The 17,462-nt window shown below is 59.7% G+C and carries 15 protein-coding genes; 7 read left to right on the top strand and 8 right to left on the bottom strand.

Going from position 1 to position 17,462, the window contains the following annotated elements; translation table 11 throughout:
• Positions 1 to 213 precede the first annotated feature (213 nt).
• The 7 genes from WH50_RS02550 to gntR all read right to left on the bottom strand — a co-directional run bounded on the left by WH50_RS02550 (position 214) and on the right by gntR (position 8,661).
• Complete coding sequence (locus WH50_RS02550; protein ID WP_243409963.1) at positions 214 to 927, bottom strand: sarcosine oxidase subunit gamma; 714 nt, start codon at positions 925 to 927, stop codon at positions 214 to 216.
• 2 nt (positions 928 to 929) lie between these two features.
• Entirely contained in the window at positions 930 to 3,860 is a 2,931-nt protein-coding gene (locus WH50_RS02555) for a 2Fe-2S iron-sulfur cluster-binding protein (protein WP_110185884.1), read from the bottom strand.
• A complete protein-coding gene (locus WH50_RS02560) occupies positions 3,857 to 4,153 on the bottom strand; it encodes a sarcosine oxidase subunit delta (protein WP_243409968.1) in 297 nt (98 codons plus the stop codon). The genes WH50_RS02555 and WH50_RS02560 overlap by 4 nt, the downstream gene beginning before the upstream one ends.
• 39 nt (positions 4,154 to 4,192) lie before the next feature.
• On the bottom strand, positions 4,193 to 5,434 hold the full coding sequence (locus WH50_RS02565; protein WP_110185886.1) for an FAD-dependent oxidoreductase: 1,242 nt from the start codon (positions 5,432 to 5,434) through the stop codon (positions 4,193 to 4,195).
• 10 nt (positions 5,435 to 5,444) lie between these two features.
• Positions 5,445 to 6,395 carry a bifunctional methylenetetrahydrofolate dehydrogenase/methenyltetrahydrofolate cyclohydrolase FolD gene (folD, locus tag WH50_RS02570; protein ID WP_110185887.1) on the bottom strand — a complete coding sequence of 317 codons (951 nt, stop codon included), beginning with the start codon at positions 6,393 to 6,395 and terminating at the stop codon, positions 5,445 to 5,447.
• Positions 6,392 to 7,258 (bottom strand): formyltetrahydrofolate deformylase, encoded by an 867-nt coding sequence (gene purU, locus WH50_RS02575; protein ID WP_110185888.1) that lies wholly within the window; start codon positions 7,256 to 7,258, stop codon positions 6,392 to 6,394. The genes folD and purU overlap by 4 nt, the downstream gene beginning before the upstream one ends.
• A gap of 374 nt (positions 7,259 to 7,632) precedes the next feature.
• Entirely contained in the window at positions 7,633 to 8,661 is a 1,029-nt protein-coding gene (gene gntR, locus WH50_RS02580) for an HTH-type transcriptional regulator GntR (protein WP_110185889.1), read from the bottom strand.
• A gap of 523 nt (positions 8,662 to 9,184) precedes the next feature.
• On the opposite strand from gntR, the gene WH50_RS02585 reads away from it, so the two are divergent.
• From WH50_RS02585 to WH50_RS02615, 7 genes are all read left to right on the top strand, one after another.
• Complete coding sequence (locus WH50_RS02585) at positions 9,185 to 9,688, top strand: gluconokinase (RefSeq protein WP_110185890.1); 504 nt, start codon at positions 9,185 to 9,187, stop codon at positions 9,686 to 9,688.
• A gap of 77 nt (positions 9,689 to 9,765) precedes the next feature.
• Entirely contained in the window at positions 9,766 to 10,287 is a 522-nt protein-coding gene (locus WH50_RS02590) for a TRAP transporter small permease (RefSeq protein WP_110185891.1), read from the top strand.
• Complete coding sequence (locus WH50_RS02595) at positions 10,287 to 11,561, top strand: TRAP transporter large permease subunit (RefSeq protein WP_110185892.1); 1,275 nt, start codon at positions 10,287 to 10,289, stop codon at positions 11,559 to 11,561. The genes WH50_RS02590 and WH50_RS02595 overlap by 1 nt, the downstream gene beginning before the upstream one ends.
• 119 nt (positions 11,562 to 11,680) lie before the next feature.
• Complete coding sequence (locus WH50_RS02600; RefSeq protein ID WP_110185893.1) at positions 11,681 to 12,700, top strand: TRAP transporter substrate-binding protein; 1,020 nt, start codon at positions 11,681 to 11,683, stop codon at positions 12,698 to 12,700.
• Positions 12,701 to 13,225: 525 nt separating this feature from the next.
• Positions 13,226 to 14,830 (top strand): Na/Pi cotransporter family protein, encoded by a 1,605-nt coding sequence (locus WH50_RS02605; RefSeq protein ID WP_110185894.1) that lies wholly within the window; start codon positions 13,226 to 13,228, stop codon positions 14,828 to 14,830.
• Between the two features lie 120 nt (positions 14,831 to 14,950).
• Entirely contained in the window at positions 14,951 to 15,736 is a 786-nt protein-coding gene (locus WH50_RS02610; protein ID WP_110185895.1) for a class I SAM-dependent methyltransferase, read from the top strand.
• A 172-nt stretch (positions 15,737 to 15,908) separates the two neighbouring features.
• A complete protein-coding gene (locus tag WH50_RS02615) occupies positions 15,909 to 16,517 on the top strand; it encodes a hypothetical protein (protein WP_133251221.1) in 609 nt (202 codons plus the stop codon).
• A gap of 64 nt (positions 16,518 to 16,581) precedes the next feature.
• Here WH50_RS02615 and WH50_RS02620 read toward each other — a convergent pair whose 3' ends face one another.
• On the bottom strand, positions 16,582 to 17,415 hold the full coding sequence (locus WH50_RS02620) for a 23S rRNA (adenine(2030)-N(6))-methyltransferase RlmJ (protein WP_110185897.1): 834 nt from the start codon (positions 17,413 to 17,415) through the stop codon (positions 16,582 to 16,584).
• Positions 17,416 to 17,462 lie beyond the last annotated feature (47 nt).

Here is a 17,462-nt window from a genome sequence, read left to right on the forward strand (position 1 = left end):
CAGGCTGTTGAAAAACGTTATCGAGGCAGCCGAGACAAGGAAATACCCCGAGGGCACAAGAAACAGGCGAAAAAGCGGAGTTTAGTGAACTAAATGAGCATTTGACTCGCTCCGCTCGCCCCTTCGGGGCCGTGCTAAAGCACGTTCAGCCTTTGGCTGTGAGCCTGTTTTTGACACGGTATTCGGCAACGCAGATAGATTTTCAACAACCTGTTAGCGCAGGGCGTCGATACCGACGGGTATACCGCCAAACTCCTCCATGGCATCCAGCACGGCATCCCAGAAATAGTTCAGCGAGGCACGGTCACACAGCAGATGGAAGCAGGGCAGCGGCTCGCTGCCCAGATTGGCGACGATGACATTGATGCGGGCGGCTGAGGTTTGCGCCACGCTGCCGGGTGGGAAAGCCTCGGCGCGCAGGTCGACGCCACAGAGTTTGGCCATCACCTCGGCCACATGGTTGCCGGTGAGCAGCAGCCAGGCGTGGCTGTCCTGACGGGGCAACAGGTACACCGATTCATCGGACAGGCTCCAGGCGGATTCTTCTGCGCGAATGCGCTGGCCCAGATCACCGAGACTGCCGAGCAGGAAGTACTCCGTCTGCGACAGCCGCAGAATGGCGCTGCCATCGCTCTGCCCCAGCGCCTGATTAGGCGCCTGTGGCAGCTGATACTGGCGTGCATTCAGGTAATCCGCCGCCTGACGGCCACGCAGGCCCACCCGGGCCAGCGGGGTCAGGTCCAGCAGGGCGCACTGGCCCAGCTGCTGGCGCTCCTGCTGCGGGTCGTTATAGCAGGTAATGATTTCGGTACTGGCAAAGGCCTGCCGTTGTGCCTGCGGGTAACGGTACGCCAGCGGGCTGACGTCCATCACCGTGCTGGCGAAGGAGAACGAGGCGAGCGCCGCAGCGCTGGTCATCTGGCTCATGCTTATTGCTCCTGACGCAGGTTGCTGGGGTCGTAGAACGGCAGGCTGACCACCTCGGCCTGCACGGTCTGACCGCCTTCGACACGAATGGGGATCTGGCTGCCGGGCTCGCTCTGTCTTACCGAGGCATAGGCCAGACCGATGATGGCATCCACCGTGGCGGAGTATTCACAGGAGGTGACATTGCCGCTGATGTCGTCGCCCTCCAGCACCAGATGGCCTTCCAGCGGTTTGGCGCTGCCACTGGGCAGGCGGAAACCGACCAGTTTGCGTTTCAGCGGCTGGGCTTCGAGGATGTCGATGGAGCGCTTGCCGACAAAGAACGGTTTCTTGCGGCTGATGGCCCAGCCCATGTCGATCTCTGCCGGATGGGTCATGCCATCGGTATCCTGACTGATGATGACGTGGCCTTTTTCCAGACGCAGCAGGCGCTGGGTTTCCACCCCGAACGGGCGGATGCCTTCATCGGCACCGGCGGCCATCAACGCCTGCCACAGGTGGGCGCCGTAACGGGCCGGAACGTGAATCTCATACCCCAGCTCGCCGACAAAGCCGACGCGCAGCAGGCGTGCGGGCACACCGGCCACTGTGCCGCTGCGTACCGCCAGATAGGGGAAGCCTTCCGGGCTCAGGTCGATATCGTCACAGAGTTTGCTCAGCACCCGGCGGGCATAGGGCCCAGCCAGATTGACCGCGGCCAGCGCGGCGGTGACGTTAGTGATATCCACATCCAGCCGCCACTGGGCATTCCATTTCAGCATCTGTTGATAAATACGGTCGACGCCGCTGGTGGTGGCGGAGACATAGAAGTGGTTGTCGGCAAAACGGGCGCATACCCCGTCATCAATGACGACGCCCTGCTCGTTGGTCATCAGCGCATAGCGCGAGCGTCCTACCGGCTGTTTGGCAAAGTTGAAGGTATACAGCCGCTCCAGCAGTTCTGCCGCGTCGGGGCCGCGCACGTCCAGTCCACCGAGGGTGGAGACATCAATCAGGCCGACCTTTTCACGTACATGGCGGGCTTCCTCCTGCATCAGTTGATCGCGGGACGCAGTGGAGGAGGCCGGGGCATAGTACGCCGGGCGTTGCCAGATCCCGGCGGGCATCATTCTGGCACCGGCCTGCTGGTGCAGACGGTGCATGGCGGTTTGACGGTACGGGTCAAAGGCGCGTCCGGCGACGTGCGCCAGTTTCTCCGCGACAAAGGGCGGACGGGCCGTGGTGACGCCGGTTTCACTGACGCTGCGCTGGGTCGAGGCGGCCACCAGACGGGCGGTAGGGAGCGCCGAGTGGCGCCCCTGCGACGGGCCCATGCCGACGGTGGAGAAACGTTTGACCAGCTGCACGTCGCGATAGCCGTGGCGGGTGGCATTGACGATATCGCGCACCTGCAGGTCTTCATCGAAGTCGACAAAATCCTTGCCATCCGGGTGCGGGAAGATCGGCCAGGGGAAGTTGTAACCGCTTTCGCTGGCGGGGGGCTGCTGTTCGGTCGGCGCGACCAGACGCAGGGCGGCACAGCAGGCATGGGCGACCTGCTGGCTGTCCTCCAGTACCTTGTCGAGCTGCTGGTAGCCTTTGACCGAGCCACTGATATGCAGATGTGCGGGCAGGCCACTGATGGTGAAGACGGCCTGAGCATCGTCATAGCTGAGCTTGCCGCCGGCCTGACAGAGCAGCTGATAGACCGGCATATAACCGGCCGACATGCACAGCAGGTCACAGGCGATGCGCTGGCCGCTGCCTGTCACCTGACCCTTGCCACTGATGCGGCGAATATCGGCTGCGACAACACGACCCTGATCCTTACCGGCAATGGCCTCATAGACGGTGCTGCCCTGATGCAGGGGAATCTGACGCTGCTGCAGGGCGGCGGCGAGGGCGGCAAAGCCACTGTCCTGCGCTGCGTCGGCTTCGCTGCGCATATCGACCACGGCCATCACCCTGACGCCCTGCTGGTGCAGGTCGAGGGCGGCCAGATAGCCGTCATCGTTACCGGTCAGCACCACGGCCTGTTGTCCGGGTTTGACGCCATAGAGTTTCATCATGCGCTGGGCGGCACTGGTCAACACCACGCCGGGCAGGTCGTTATTGCGGAAGATCACCGGCTGGTCGAAGGTGCCAGCGGCGACGATGCATTCTCTGGCGCGCACCTTGTACATGCGCTTGCCCTGAATGACCGGCAGGTAGTTGTCGGTGAACCAGGCGTTGCAGGTGGCTTCGGTCAGTACCTGAATATCCGGGTGCTGTTCCACCGCTTCCACCAGCGCACTGCGCAGGCTGGCTGCACGCTCACCGGCGATATCAAAACGGGCCCAGTTGAGGCTGCCACCGAGCAGGCGCTCCTGCTCCACCAGCATGACGCGGGCGCCGTTGTTGGCGGCGGTCAGTGCTGCCTGCAAGCCGGCGGGTCCGGCACCGATCACGACCACGTCAGCAAACAGGTAAGCCTTGTCGTAGTAACCGGGCTTGAAGCCCAAATCGAGCACGCCGAGGCCGGCTTTCTTGCGGATCAGCGGTTCCCACAGCTTCCACGCACCTTTGGGTTTGTAGAACGAGCGGTAGTAGAAGCCCACCGGCATAAACTTCGAGAACTTGCCGAGCAGCGCGTCGCGATCCTTATCAAGGGAGCCGGCATAGTTCTGACCGCTGACCTGCATGTCGGCCTGCAGCTCCTGCAGATCAGCCAGCACGTTGGGCTCATCAGGCAGCTGCACCAGAGTATTGGCATCCTGCCCGGCCATGGTCAGGGCCGCACGCGGGCGGTGATATTTGAACGAGCGTGACAGCAGCCAGCGGTCACTGGCCAGCAGGGCACTGGCAATGCTGTCACCGGCAAAACCCTGATAGGTCTTGCCGTCAAAACGGAAGCTGAGCGGGCGGTTGCGGTCAATCAGAATGCCCATGGGCGCTGGCAGGCGGGTACTGCTCATGCTGTGGTCTCCTTGCTGCCATCGGCGCCGAAGTCGATGCGCTGGGTAAAGATTTCCTTGGGATCAAAGGTGCGGATGATCTCGTCAGTGACGGTATGGCGCTCAGCCAGAAACCAGTAGCTGGAGGCATTGTGCATCCACCATTCAGTGACCAGCCCGGCACGGTTGTCGCTGTTGAACACATAGTCGGCCCATTCGCTGTCGCTGCATTGGCGCGGATCGGGCATGGGTTTGTATTCGCCGCCGTAGGTAAATTCGCTGATGTTGCGTGGCCCGTTCAGAGGGCAGTGCATGATTTTCACGTTCGTTCCCCTTGGATCGAGAGCCGGTTGTCAGTGGCTGGCGGCTGTCGCGCCCATTTCATTGACCTGCTGGAAGGTGGAGAAGCGCGCCAGACTGAAGGGCGCAATCAGCTCCGGCACCTTGCCGCCACTGGCGATCAGCTCGGCCATGGTTTTGCCGCAGATGGGCGTGGCCTTGAAGCCCCAGGTGCCCCAGCCTGCGTCGAGGTAGTAATTGTCCAGCGGTGACAGACCCATGATCGGGCTGTAGTCCGGGGTCATGTCGGTGATACCGGCCCATTGCCGCATCAGTTTGGCATTGGCCATGAAGGGGAACATTTCGATGGCATGGGCCAGCAGGCTTTCCTTCAGATCAAGGGTGGAGCGGGTGTTGTACAGCGGGTAGGGGTCAGAGCCGCCACCGATGACGATTTCACCGCGGCTGGTCTGCTGCACGTAGCAATGCAGGGCCGAGGAGCTGACCAGCGGATCAAGGAAGGGTTTGAACGGCTGGGTCACCATGGCCTGCAGCGGGTAGGTATGAATGGGCGCGCGAATCCCCAGTTTGTTCAGCAGCAGCGAACTGGAGCCTGCCACTGCCTGCACCGCACAGCCACAGCGGACGGTGCCGCGGTTGGTCCTGATGGCGGTGACGTGGTTGTTCTCCACCACGAAATCCTGCACTTCGGTCAGCTGATGGATTTCCACGCCGCGTTTGGCCGCCTGCTTGGCATAGCCCCAGGCCACGGCATCGTGACGGGCGGTCGCACCGTCGATATGCCACAGCCCGGCCAGCACCGGCAAATGGCCGGGGTCGAGATTGAGAGTCGGCACCAGCTCCCTGATCTGCTGGCGGTCGATCATCTCGGTACGGCCACCGAAGTGCTTGTTGACCTCGGCCCGCTGGCGAAAGGCCCGCACCGTGGCATCGGTATGGGCCAGCGTGAGCTGACCACGCTCGGAATACATGATGTTGAAGTCGAACTCGTTGGACAGATCACGGAACAGCTTTACCGACTCGGCGTAGAAGCGCACCCCTTCCGAGGTCAGATAGTTGGAGCGGATAACGGCGGTGTTGCGTGCAGTGTTGCCGCCCCCGAGATAGGCCTTTTCCAGCACCGCGATGTTGGTCACCCCGTGGTACTTCGACAGGTAATAGGCGGTCGCCAGCGCATGGCCGCCCCCGCCGATGATGACCACATCGTAACTGGGCTTGAGTTCCTTCGGTGCCGGCAGATCCACTTCTGCCGGATACTCCGAGGACAGGCCGTATTTCAGGAGACTAAAAGGCATCTTGGCATCCTCACGCGCCGGTCTGTCCGGCTGTTGGTGCGGGTGAAAGCGAATGACGGGATAAATGATCAGGCGCCAGCCCCTGTTGCAGCAGGGTGGCGGTGACGGTATTGCGCATCAGCATGGCAATGGTCATCGGCCCGACGCCGCCGGGGACGGGGGTGATGGCAGCGGCAACCTGCACGGCGCTGTCGAAATCGACATCACCGACCAGCCGTGAGCGGCCATCTTCTTCAATGCGGTTGATACCGACATCAATCACCACTGCGCCGGGTTTGAGCCAGTCGGCACCGATCATGCGCGGGCGGCCGACTGCCGCGACGACAATATCGGCCTGACGGCACAGGGCGGCGGCATTGACGCTGCGGGAATGCAGTACGGTGACGCTGCAGTGGGCCTGCAGCAGCAGGGCGGCCATGGGTTTGCCGACAATATTGGAGCGACCGACTACCACCGCGTGCTTGCCGGACAGGTCGCCGCAATGGTCGTGCAGCAGGCGCATGCAGCCCGCAGGGGTGCAGGGCGCCAGCACCTCACGGCCCTGACTCAGACCACCGACGTTCTCGCTGTGAAAACCATCGACATCCTTGCGCGGGTCGATGGCCTGCAGCACTTTGTTTTCGTCGATATGCGCAGGCAGGGGCAGCTGTACCAGAATGCCGTTGACCTGCGCTTCCTGATTGAGCTGCTGCACCAGATCCAGCACCTCCTGCTCACTACTGTCCGCCAGCAGGCGGTACTCAAAGGAGTTGATGCCGACTTCGTTGGCGCGCAGCACCTTGTTGCGCACATAGACATGGCTGGCCGGATCTTCGCCGACCAGCACCACCGCCAGACCAGGCGTCAGCTGCTGTGCCTGCAGGGCGAGCACATCGGCACGTACTTCTGCCAGCACCTGTGCCGCCGCGGCCTTGCCGTCGATCAGCCGGGCGCCGGGCAGCGTTTGGCTGAGCCCGCTCATCGGAAGATCACCGTTTTGTCCTGATTGAGGAAGACGCGGTGTTCGAGGTGGTATTTGACCGCCTTCGACAGCGCCACGGTTTCGGTATCGCGGCCGACAGCGACCAGATCATCCGGCTGGTAGGAGTGGTCAACGCGCTGTACTTCCTGCTCGATGATGGGGCCTTCGTCCAGATCGGAGGTGACATAGTGCGCGGTGGCGCCGATCAGTTTTACGCCGCGCTCGAACGCCTGATGGTAAGGCTTGGCCCCTTTGAAACCGGGCAGGAAAGAGTGGTGAATGTTGATGGCGCGTCCTTCCAGCTGCTTGCACAGATCGTCGGACAGAATCTGCATATAGCGCGCCAGTACGATCAGCTCGGCGCCGGTTTCATCGATCAGGCGCAGCAGTTCTGCTTCCTGACGGGCCTTGCTGTCTTTAGTGACGGGCAGGTAGATAAAGCGGATGCCCTCGCGCTCGGCCATGGGCCGCAGGTCAAGATGGTTGGAGACCACGGCGACGATTTCCATGTCCATCTCACCCTTGTGGAAGCGGTAGAGCAGATCGGCCAGACAGTGGTCGTACTTGCTGACCATGATCAGCACCTTCATGGGTTTGGCGGTGCTGAACAGCTGCCAGTCCATTGCAAAGCGGGCTGCCACATCCTCAAAGCCCTGCTCGACGCTGGCCAGATCGGCGCTGGCATCGCTGTTGAAGCGAAACACTGCCCGCATGAAGAAGCGACCGTTACCCTCGTCATCGTACTGCGCCATCTCACTGATATAGCAACCCTGGTCGGCCAGGTAAGACGCCACGGCGGCGACAATACCGGACGTAGCCGGGCAGCTGATTTTTATAACGTATTGATTCTGTGCGTGTTGCATAACGAGTCCTCGGGTCAGTGGGCAGCTGGCGCAGGGCGGGGTTATGGGGTGATGTCTAACACTGGTAAAAGCACTCTTCAGATATGAAGAATTTTTAATATCAGGAATATTGTTTTCCTGGTGAGGGATTTTATAAGCGAAGAAGGCGGCAAGCGTCCAGCCTTTTTAGGAATTTATTTTTCCTGTTAAGAATTTTTTATAAGCCGAAGTTGGCAGGTAAAAAGAGTCGTTGAGATATGAAAAACGGCTGCAGAGGCAGCGCCTGCAACCGAAACAGCCCGCGGCTGTCCCGGTGAAGTGGCGCTGCAAGCTGGTGGCGATGATGGGGGCTGTATTCGGGAAAGCGAGACAGGTGAGCAGCGGCTTATGGCCGCTCAGGCACTTTCTCTGGCGACCAGTTCAAAGCCGAGGTCAAAGGCGGTCTGCTCGGGTGTTTGCCCTTCGGCCAGCTGCAGGAACAGCTCGGCAGCGCGTTTGCCGATGGCATAACGCGGGGTGGCGATGCTGGTCAGCGATGGCACCGTCCAGGCGGAGGCGGCCAGATCGTTGAAGCCGACAATGGCCAGCTGTTCAGGCACCCGGATGCCGTGGCGCTGACAGTAAAACAGGGCGCCCTGCGCCAGGTCATCGTTACAGCAGAACACGGCATCCAGATCGGGCGCCTGTTCCAGCATCTGTGCCAGCAGTTCGGCGCCGAGGCCCACACTGGAAGAATCCGGGACATAATATTCGCGGCGAGGGTCGTAGCGGTCAGCCTGCTTGAGACTGTCCTGATAACCCTGCCAGCGTTTCAGTACGCGCGAGTCACCCTGCACTGCCATAAAACCAATGCGCTGATAGCCGCGCTGCAGCAGGTAGTTGGTCATCGCCAGCCCGCATTCGTACTGGGAGAAACCGACGCAGGGGCGCTGGCCCTGTTCATCCATTTCCATCATGTACACCACCGGGCAGCCGGCGTTGGCCAGCAGGCGCTCGACTTCAGCGGTATGTTCAAAGCCGGTGACCAGAATGCCGTCAGGGTTGTGGGTCAGGTAGGCCGACAGCAGGCGCTCTTCCTCTTCCTTTGAGTAGCGCGAGTTGCCGATCAGTACCTGATAGCCGCGTGGGTGCAGGGTCTCGTAGATGCCGCTGAGAGTGTCAACAAAGACCTCGTTGGACAGCGACGGCACCAGTACCACCACCGTGTGCGAGCGTGCCGACGCCAGGGCGCGGGCGGCGTAGTTCGGGCGATAGCCCAGCTCCTGCACCGCTTCATCGATACGCTGGCGCAGAACTTCCGAGACCTTTTCCGGTGTGCGCAGGGCGCGGGAGATGGTAATGGCACTGACGCCTACGCGTTCGGCCACATCATTGAGGGTGACTTTGCCAACCGCACTGCGCTTGGCTCTTGCCGGTGTTTTCATGGTTATTGTCCGGTCCTTGCTGGCTTACCCGGCGGCTGCCGTGCTGGCAGGTCTGATCAGGCGGGGTGATCAGACGGCAGGGTAGTCATGATTGGCGAGCTGCGCAGATGATAATTTTTCTTGTTGCAGTGCCGTTATTAAAACACCCGGGGCGTTGTCCTCTGCCGGGCCTGAATATCACGAGCTGTGTCAGGCGACATCTTACCCCGGCGTGCAGCAACGTGCCGGGGAAATGCAAATCCTTCATTCGCAGGCCGTCGCAGCTGCATCATTATTGTGCGAAGAGGGCGCCTCGTAGCTGTATCGCACAAAAAGTAGGCTTGACAGTCGCCATGTTACCGCTAACATTGGCGCCTATCCAACCAAAAACAACTAAGGTGGAAACCCCGGGAAGCGCCCTTGATAAACGCTCCTCAGCACAGGCTGAGCCGCGTGGTTCGTGGCTTTGATGACACTGGCTTCCCAGTCGCACGGCAATCTAAACCCTTGCCGATTTTTTAGCAAGAAGGATGTTAGCGCTAACATGAAGCACCCTGTGATTGTCGTGATGGGCGTGTCTGGATGCGGCAAAAGCCTGATTGGGCAACGGCTGGCTGACCGCCTGGGTTTGTCTTTCGTCGAAGGGGATGCCTATCACCCCCAGTGCAACGTCGACAAGATGAGCCAGGGGATTCCCCTGACAGATGAAGACCGCCGTGACTGGCTGGCATTGCTGGCTGACAAGCTGGCGGCGGCTGATAGTCAGGGGACGGGGCTGGTGCTGTCATGTTCGTCTCTGAAAGGTATTTATCGCGACCAGTTACGGTCGGGATGTGCATCCCTGCAGTTTGTCTATCTGCAGGGTAGCTACAGCACTATCAAGCAACGGATGGCTGCGCGGCAGGGGCATTTCATGCCGACGTCTCTGCTCGACAGTCAGTTTGGCACACTGGAAGAGCCATTGGAGGAGCCGGGTGTGGCCGTCTGTGACGTGCGCCAGAGCCCGGATGACCTGGTGAGTGATGCCATGGCAAAACTCAGTCTCTGAGTCACTTGTTGTCCTGGCGCCTGCTCCGGCAAGCGCCGCTGCGGCCGAATGAGTGAATGAATGAGGATAAAGATAAGATGACAGCCCTCATCAACCGTGTTGAAAAGCTGATCGAGTATCTGATGGCTGCCGCGCTGGCAGTGATGTTCGTCGCGGTTTTCGGCAACGTGATCCTGCGTTATGTGTTTGGTTCCGGCATTGCAGCGTCGGAAGAGCTTTCCCGTCTGCTGTTCGTCTGGCTGATTTTCCTCGGCGCGGTGCTGGCCACCGGGCGCCATATCCATATTGGTTTTGATCTGGCCCAGCGGGCACTGCCTGCACCGCTGCGCAAGCTATGCATGATCGTCAGCCACGGGCTGATGCTCTATGCCCTGTGGCTGTTCTGGCAGGGGAGCTGGCATCAGTACCAGATCGGCTGGCGCATTACCTCTACCGTGATGAAGTATCCGCTGGCACTGATGGCCGGTGCAGGGCTGGTCGCTGCGCTGGGCATGGCGCTGTATATCTTCGCCAATCTGATGCGCGCCCTGACCGGTAGTAGAAAGGCCTATATTCCCGGTGAAAGCCACCCCTTCCATGCTGACGAGGAGACGCATTAATGACTCTGGGTCTGTTCCTTGTCGCCCTGATGGGCTTCATGGCTCTGGGGATGCCCATTGCCTTTGCCCTGATCATGACCGGCGTGGTGCTGATGTGGCACCTGGATTTCTTCGATGCCCAGCTGGTGGCGCAAAACCTGGTCAGTGGTGCTGACAGCTTCCCGCTGATGGCGGTGCCTTTCTTTGTACTGGCCGGTGAGGTGATGAATGCCGGTGGTATTTCCCGCCGCATTATCGATCTGGCCATCAGCTGTGTCGGCCATCGTCGTGGTGGACTGGGGTTTGTCGCCATTATTGCGTCGGTGATTCTGGCCAGCCTGTCCGGCTCTGCCATCGCCGATACGGCGGCACTGGCTACGCTGCTGCTGCCGATGATGCGTGACAACGGTTATCCGGTAGGGCGCTCAGCCGGTCTGATTGCCTCAGGCGGTATCATCGCGCCGATCATTCCGCCCAGCATGCCCTTCATTATTTTTGGGGTGACCACCAACCAGTCGATCAGTGATCTGTTCATGGCCGGTATCGTGCCCGGCATCATCATGGGGCTGGGTCTGGTACTGGCCTGGCGCTGGAGCATGAAGACCATCGACGTGCAGCCACAGCCACGGCAGAGCATGAAACAGCGTATGGCCACGGCCAAAGACGGCATTCTGGCCCTGCTGATGCCGGTGATCATTATCGGTGGTCTGCGCGGTGGGATCTTTACCCCGACTGAAGCAGCCGTTGTGGCTGCGGCCTATGCCCTGTTTGTCAGCGTGGTGATTTACCGCGAACTGAGTATCAAGGATCTGGTGCCGCTGTTTGTACGTGCTGCCAGCACCACCAGCGTGGTGATGTTCCTCTGCGCCGCTGCCATCGTGTCTTCTTATATGGTGACGCTGGCTGACCTGCCGTCCGAGCTGGTTGACCTGCTGGCACCGGTGATGGACAGCCCGCGCCTGCTGATGGCAACCATTGTGCTGGCCATGGTGCTGATCGGCATGGTGATGGATCTGACCCCGACCATCCTGATTCTGGGGCCGGTACTGATGCCGCTGGTGATCAAGGCCGGGATCGATCCGATTTACTTCGGCGTCATGTTTGTGATGGTAGGTTGCGTCGGTCTGATCACGCCGCCTATCGGTACGGTATTGAGCGTGGTTTCCGGTGTGGCCCGTCAGCCCATGGAAGTCATCGTGAAGGGTGTCATGCCTTTCCTGCTCGTCTATCTGGCCATCATTGTGCTGCTCGTACTGTTCCCGGGCATTGTCACTGTGCCGGCCAGCTTTTTGTAAACGTCAAACCATAACACCGGGGTGGCTACGGCCACACCCGACCGTCACAGGCTGTCAGAACCTGCTTGCGGTTGCGTGATCAGGTTGTATGGATAACCACAACAAAGAGAACAAAAGCCATGAAAAAAACGATGCTGAAAACCCTCACCGCCGCCGCTCTGGGCCTTGCTCTGGGCGTATCTGCGGTCAGCGCCAGCGCGGCTGACATCAGCACCCGCCTGATCCGCTTCGGTTACGGCCTGAACCAGGACAGCAAGCAGGGTCGTGCGGCTGACTACTTCGTGCAGCGCATGAGCGAGCTGTCGGGCGGCAAGTTCAAGGTCAAGGCCTTCGGTGGTGCTTCGCTGGGTAGCGATATCCAGATGCAGAACGCCCTGATCGGCGGCGCACAGGAAATGATGGTCGGCTCTACCTCCACGCTGGTGGGGATCGACAAGCGCATGGGCGTATGGGATCTGCCTTTCTTGTTTGACAGTGCCGAGCAGGCTGACAAGGTGCTGGATGGCCCCTACGGCCAGAAATTGCTGGACAACCTGCAGGATCAGGGTCTGGTCGGTCTGGTGTACTGGGAGAATGGTTTCCGCAACATGACCAACTCCAAGCGCCCCATCGAGAAGATGAGCGATATGGATGGCGTGAAACTGCGTGTGATGCAGAACCCCATGTATCTGGATCTGTTCAAGAGCATGGGCGCCAACGCTGTTCCCATGTCCTTCTCTGAGCTGTTCACCGCACTGGAAACCAAAGCGGTTGATGGTCAGGAAAACCCTGTGACCACCATCGAGTCGTCCAAGTTCTATGAAGTGCAGAAGTACCTGAGTCTGACCCAGCACGTTTACAGCCCCTGGATCGTGCTGATGTCGAAAAGCTTCTGGGACAAGCTGAACGATGACGAAAAAGCTATCGTGATGCAGGCGGCCAGGGACTCACGTGACTTCGAGCGTAAAGATAGCCGTGAGCAGTCCGTCAAGGCCATGGCGTTCCTGAAAGAGCACGGCATGGAGATCAACGAAGTGGCTCCTGAAGAACTGGCCAAGATGCGCGAGAAAGCCGCTGCGGTGATCCAGACCCAGGCCAGCGTGCTAGGTCAGGACACACTGGATGGTCTGAATGCAGCGATTGCAGCGGCCAAGCAGTAAGCCGATCCGCTGATGTCACCCGGCACAGGGTGAGGCCACTGGCCACAGCCTATATCTGCGACAGCAATGCCACCTTCGGGTGGCATTGTGCGTTCTGGTGACAACGGTTTTCTCATCCGTGGGGTGGTGACCTATCTGCAGCGTAATAACGGATACCTATGCTGGGAGCGAGTGCTGTTTTGCACAGAAATTGCTTGGGTTTAACAGTCACTGCAGACGTTCGATAGACGCACAGGTGTCAGCGTCCTGTAAGGTACGTTCAGTGTGCAAAAAAGTGTGCCGGACCGGGTGGTTCTGCGCTTGAAATCTTCGCTTGTTATAGCTAATCCTTTCTAACGCGTTCTATTTTTGGATAAATTTCTTCGTTCGCGCCTTTGTGAAGTCAAAAACGCACTAAAATGTTCTTTTTACGACATTCAAATAATGAACGCTTCGTTAATGTGACAGCTTTGTGACATAACAGTATTGGTTGGCGGGTTGCTGTTATTCCGACGTTATTGAGCCAGATTCTGCCGAGGTCCCCTCATGAACGAACTTATCCACCTTGCTGGTGCTATTGCCCTGTTGTTGTGGGGAATTCGCATGGTGCGAACGGGCTTCGAGCGTGCCTATGGCCGGCGTCTGGAAACCGCCGTGCGGGTGCTGACGCGCCGCCGCCCGATGGCCGCCTTGCTGGGCGTCGGGGCTGCCGGGGCGTTGCAGTCTTCGACGGCAGTGGTGCTGCTGGCCACCGGTTTTGTTGCAACCGGAGCGCTGGGGCTGATGCCGGCACTGGCGCTGTCTATCGGTGCGGAGATCGGCTCCAGTCTGGTGGCGTTGCTGCTCAGTCTGAATCTGTCGTTACTGTCACCGCTGTTGCTGCTGGCGGGCTATCTGGCCTTCAACAATGCCACTGCCCGGCTGACCAAATACTGGGGCCGCATCGGCCTTGGCCTTGGCCTGTTGTTGCTGGCGCTAAAGCTGATTGCCCAGACTACGGCAGTTATGCGCAGCGGCGACGGCATGGAATATCTGACCGCCATCCTGGCTCATGACACGGCACTGACGCTGTTCCTGATGGCATTGTTTACCTGGGTCGTGCATTCCAGTTTGGCGGTGATCCTGATTACCGCCCACCTGACCATGGACGGTGCCATTCCGCCGGAAATGGCCATGATCATGGTACTGGGCGCCAATCTCGGTGGTGCCTTGCCCGCGCTGTCTGCTGGCTGGGCCATGGGGCCACAGGGGCGGGTGGTGATCTGGGGCAATCTGGCCATCCGCCTGTGTGCGGTGCTGATCGGCTTCCTGCTTTATGGCGTCAACAGCCTGCCCAGCCACTGGCTGACTGGCTGGGGGCTGACCTCTCCTGTGCTGTTTCACGTACTGATCAATATGCTCAGCGGTCTGCTGTTGCTTGGCCTGTTGCCCAGACTGTTGCCCTTGCTGGTGCGTCTGGTGCCTGCCCAGCAGCCGGTGGCGCTGGATGAGGCCCAGCCTATGTATCTGTCGCGGGAGGATATCCGTAATCCGGCGCGGGCGATGGCTAATGTGGCCAATGAGGCGCTGCGCATTGCCGATATCGCTTATCGCATGCTGGAAAGTACGCCCCGCGCCTTCGCCGACCAGACGGTGATTGCCCAGATCAAGAGTCTGGATGACGACATCGACCACATTCACCGCGAGGCGACCTATTATCTGGCCGCGATTGATGACAGCGAACGTTCTGACGAAGAGCAACAGCGCTGGCAGGATACCTTCAACTTCGTCACCAATCTGGAGCATGTCGGCGACATCATTGATGCCAGCCTGATGGTGCTGGCACGGCAGAAGCACAAAGCCAATGTGGAGTTTTCACCGACCGGGCAGGAGGAACTGGACAGCCTGTTTGAGGATCTGTTCGAGATTTTCCGCCTGTCGCAGGCAGTATTCCTCAGCCAGAATCCGGCGCTGGCGAAGGAGCTGATCGATGCCAAGCGGCAATACCGCAGTCGCATCTTCAACTGCCGCGAACGCCATGCGGCACGCTTGCGCAGCCGGGTTCCTGCCAGTCTGGGCTCTTCCCGTATTCACATGGACATCCTGCGTGATCTGCAGCGCATCAGTTCACATCTGGTCGCGACGGCCTATCCCATCGTCGAGCGTGCCTGAGCCAGCCGCACAAAACGCAATATCTATGCAGACACCGGGGAAATATCCCGGTGGGCTGGAGTCTGGGTAATGGCTGACTATGCTGGCTGCTGAACTGATCAATCGTGGGAGGGATGGAGAGTGAGCTCAGTACATGATGCGGCACAGAGTGGTTACAGTCAGGCCTCGGCGACCTATCGCCGCGGTCGCCCGGAGTATCCCGCAGAAGTCGACAGCTGGCTGACCGCTACCCTGGGGCTGGGGCCATCCGCCACGGTAGTGGATCTTGGCGCAGGCACCGGCAAGTTTACCCGACGGCTGGTCGCCACCGGGGCAGAGGTGATCGCGGTGGAGCCGGTGGCTGCCATGCGCGCCGAGCTACAACAGGCCCTGCCGCAGGTGCAGGCGCTGGAAGGCAATGCCGCGGCCATCCCCTTGCCCGATGCCAGTGTCGATGTGCTGGTCTGTGCCCAGTCCTTTCACTGGTTTGCCACTGAGGCGACTCTGGCGGAAGTGGCCAGAGTCCTCAAACCCGGTGGTCGTTTTGCGCTGATCTGGAATGTCCGTGATGAGCGGGTGGACTGGGTAGCGGCTATCACCGAGATCATCACGCCGTACGAAGGCGATGCCCCCCGCTTCTACAAAGGCGACTGGCGCCAGCCACTGCAGTCGGCCCTGTTTCAGCAGACGTTCACGCCGCTGCAGCAGCAACTGTGGCCCCATGCCCATATCGGCAGCAGTGAGGAGGTGATTATCGCCCGCAGCCTGTCGGTCAGCTTTATCGCCGCCCTCCCTCAGGCAGAACAGGACAAGGTGGAAGCAGCGCTGCGAACGCTGATTTCCCGTTATCCCCAGCTGCGTGACCAGCAGGAGCTGGCCTTTCCCTATAACACCGAAGCGTACTGGTGTCAGAAGGCTGGTAGTTAGCAGGGGCTAGTGTCAGTAAGGCTGACACCGGTGCGATTCGCGGTGCTCATCGCACCCTACCTGCGCTCTGGTGCAGGGTGGCGGTGAGGATCGAACCGCACCAGAGGGTGAGTCATTAACCGGTTATCTTTTCAACTAATCAGGGTTGCTTTCCATGGATGGAAGTCATGCTGTGCTTGTTTTGTTCTTGTCGCTGGTAATGGTGCCCACAGTGACCTGGTCCGAGCAGACGGATCGTCGGTTTTCGCCTAATCTTGCCAGTGTCACACGACCTCCGGTGCGTTTCGCTTCCGGTGCAACGGCTTCCAATTGTGAGCAGTATCTGCAGGCCAAACGTACATCGGTACTGGCTGAAGACGTCAACAACATCAGGCAGTCTGCTAACTACCTGACCTGCGATACCCTGGTCTTGCTGCAACACGCGAAGGTCAGCCTGCCAGTCGCGGGGCAGGATTATGGCAAGGCTTTGGCAGAGTCTCTGGATCTGCGCAGTTTTCCTTCATCACTTGCACAGAGGCTGGAAGATGATCGCTATACCCTGAGCCAGCTGGACAACCCCGCGTTGCAGTTGAGCAATGAGGTGGTGAGCTATAGCACGGATGAACTGAATTTCAGTTTGCAGCTGATGGCGTTGGCGGATGCAGATGGTGATGGCGTTGATGACTGGATTGTCTGGATGAGCGATGAAGCTAAAGAGGGGAACTATGCCGATTACGAAGTACTGCTGATCCACGACCCTCAGCCCGGAAAGGTGATGACGGTGGCGTTGCCGAATCACTGATGATAGCAACAACAACGGAGCCCGTGGGCTCCGTTGTTGTTTGTGCGCGAATAGCAGGCGGCAGTTACTCCGGCACCAGCCAGTCGATGGTGCAATTGGCTTCTGCGCCGCCCAGATGGCGGGCGAGCCAGTCACCGGCGGGCTGAATACGCTGTTCAATCTGCCATGGCGGGTTGATCATCACCAGACCCGAGCCGGTAAATTCGCCATCGGTGGGGCGCTTCATATTGAGCTCGGCACGCAGGATGCGACGGATGCCGCTCAGCTCCAGACGGCGGTAGAACTGCTGTACCTCGACACGGCTCTTGATCGGATACCACAGGGTGTAGATGCCGGTGGGCCAGCGCTGATAGGCATTCTTCAGGCCATCCAGCAGCTGGCGGAACTCATCGACCTTCTCGAAAGGCGGGTCGATCAGCACCAGCCCGCGCTTTTCCTTGGGTGGCAGGCAGGCAGTCAGGCTCTGGTAGGCATCTTCATTGCGGATGCTGACCTTACGCTGACGGTGGAACAGGTCGCGCAGGGTTTCGACATCAACAGGGTGCAGTTCATTACAGATCAGTGAGTCATCTTCCCGTCGCAGCAGGTTGGCCAGCCAGGGTGAGCCGGGATAGTAGCGCAGGCTGTCGCCTACGTTGTCGTCCGCAATCAGCTGACGGTATTGCTGCAGCAGCTCGGGCAGATCCGTAGCCTGCCACAGGCTGGCGATACCCTTGTCGGCTTCGGCGGTTTTGCGTGCCTCTTCGGCCTGCAGGTCGTAACGGCCAATACCGGCGTGGGTGTCCAGATAGCAGAACGGTTTGGCTTTTTGCTTGAGGGCATCAAACAGGGCAACCAGCACCGCATGTTTCCATACGTCCGCAAAATTGCCTGCATGATAGATATGGCGGTAGTTCAACGGCGCATCTCAACTGACAGAACGGGAAAGCGGCCATTCTACCACAG

The sequence above is a fragment of the Pokkaliibacter plantistimulans genome (assembly GCF_003194385.1).
In the GTDB taxonomy this organism is placed as follows: domain Bacteria; phylum Pseudomonadota; class Gammaproteobacteria; order Pseudomonadales; family Balneatricaceae; genus Pokkaliibacter; species Pokkaliibacter plantistimulans.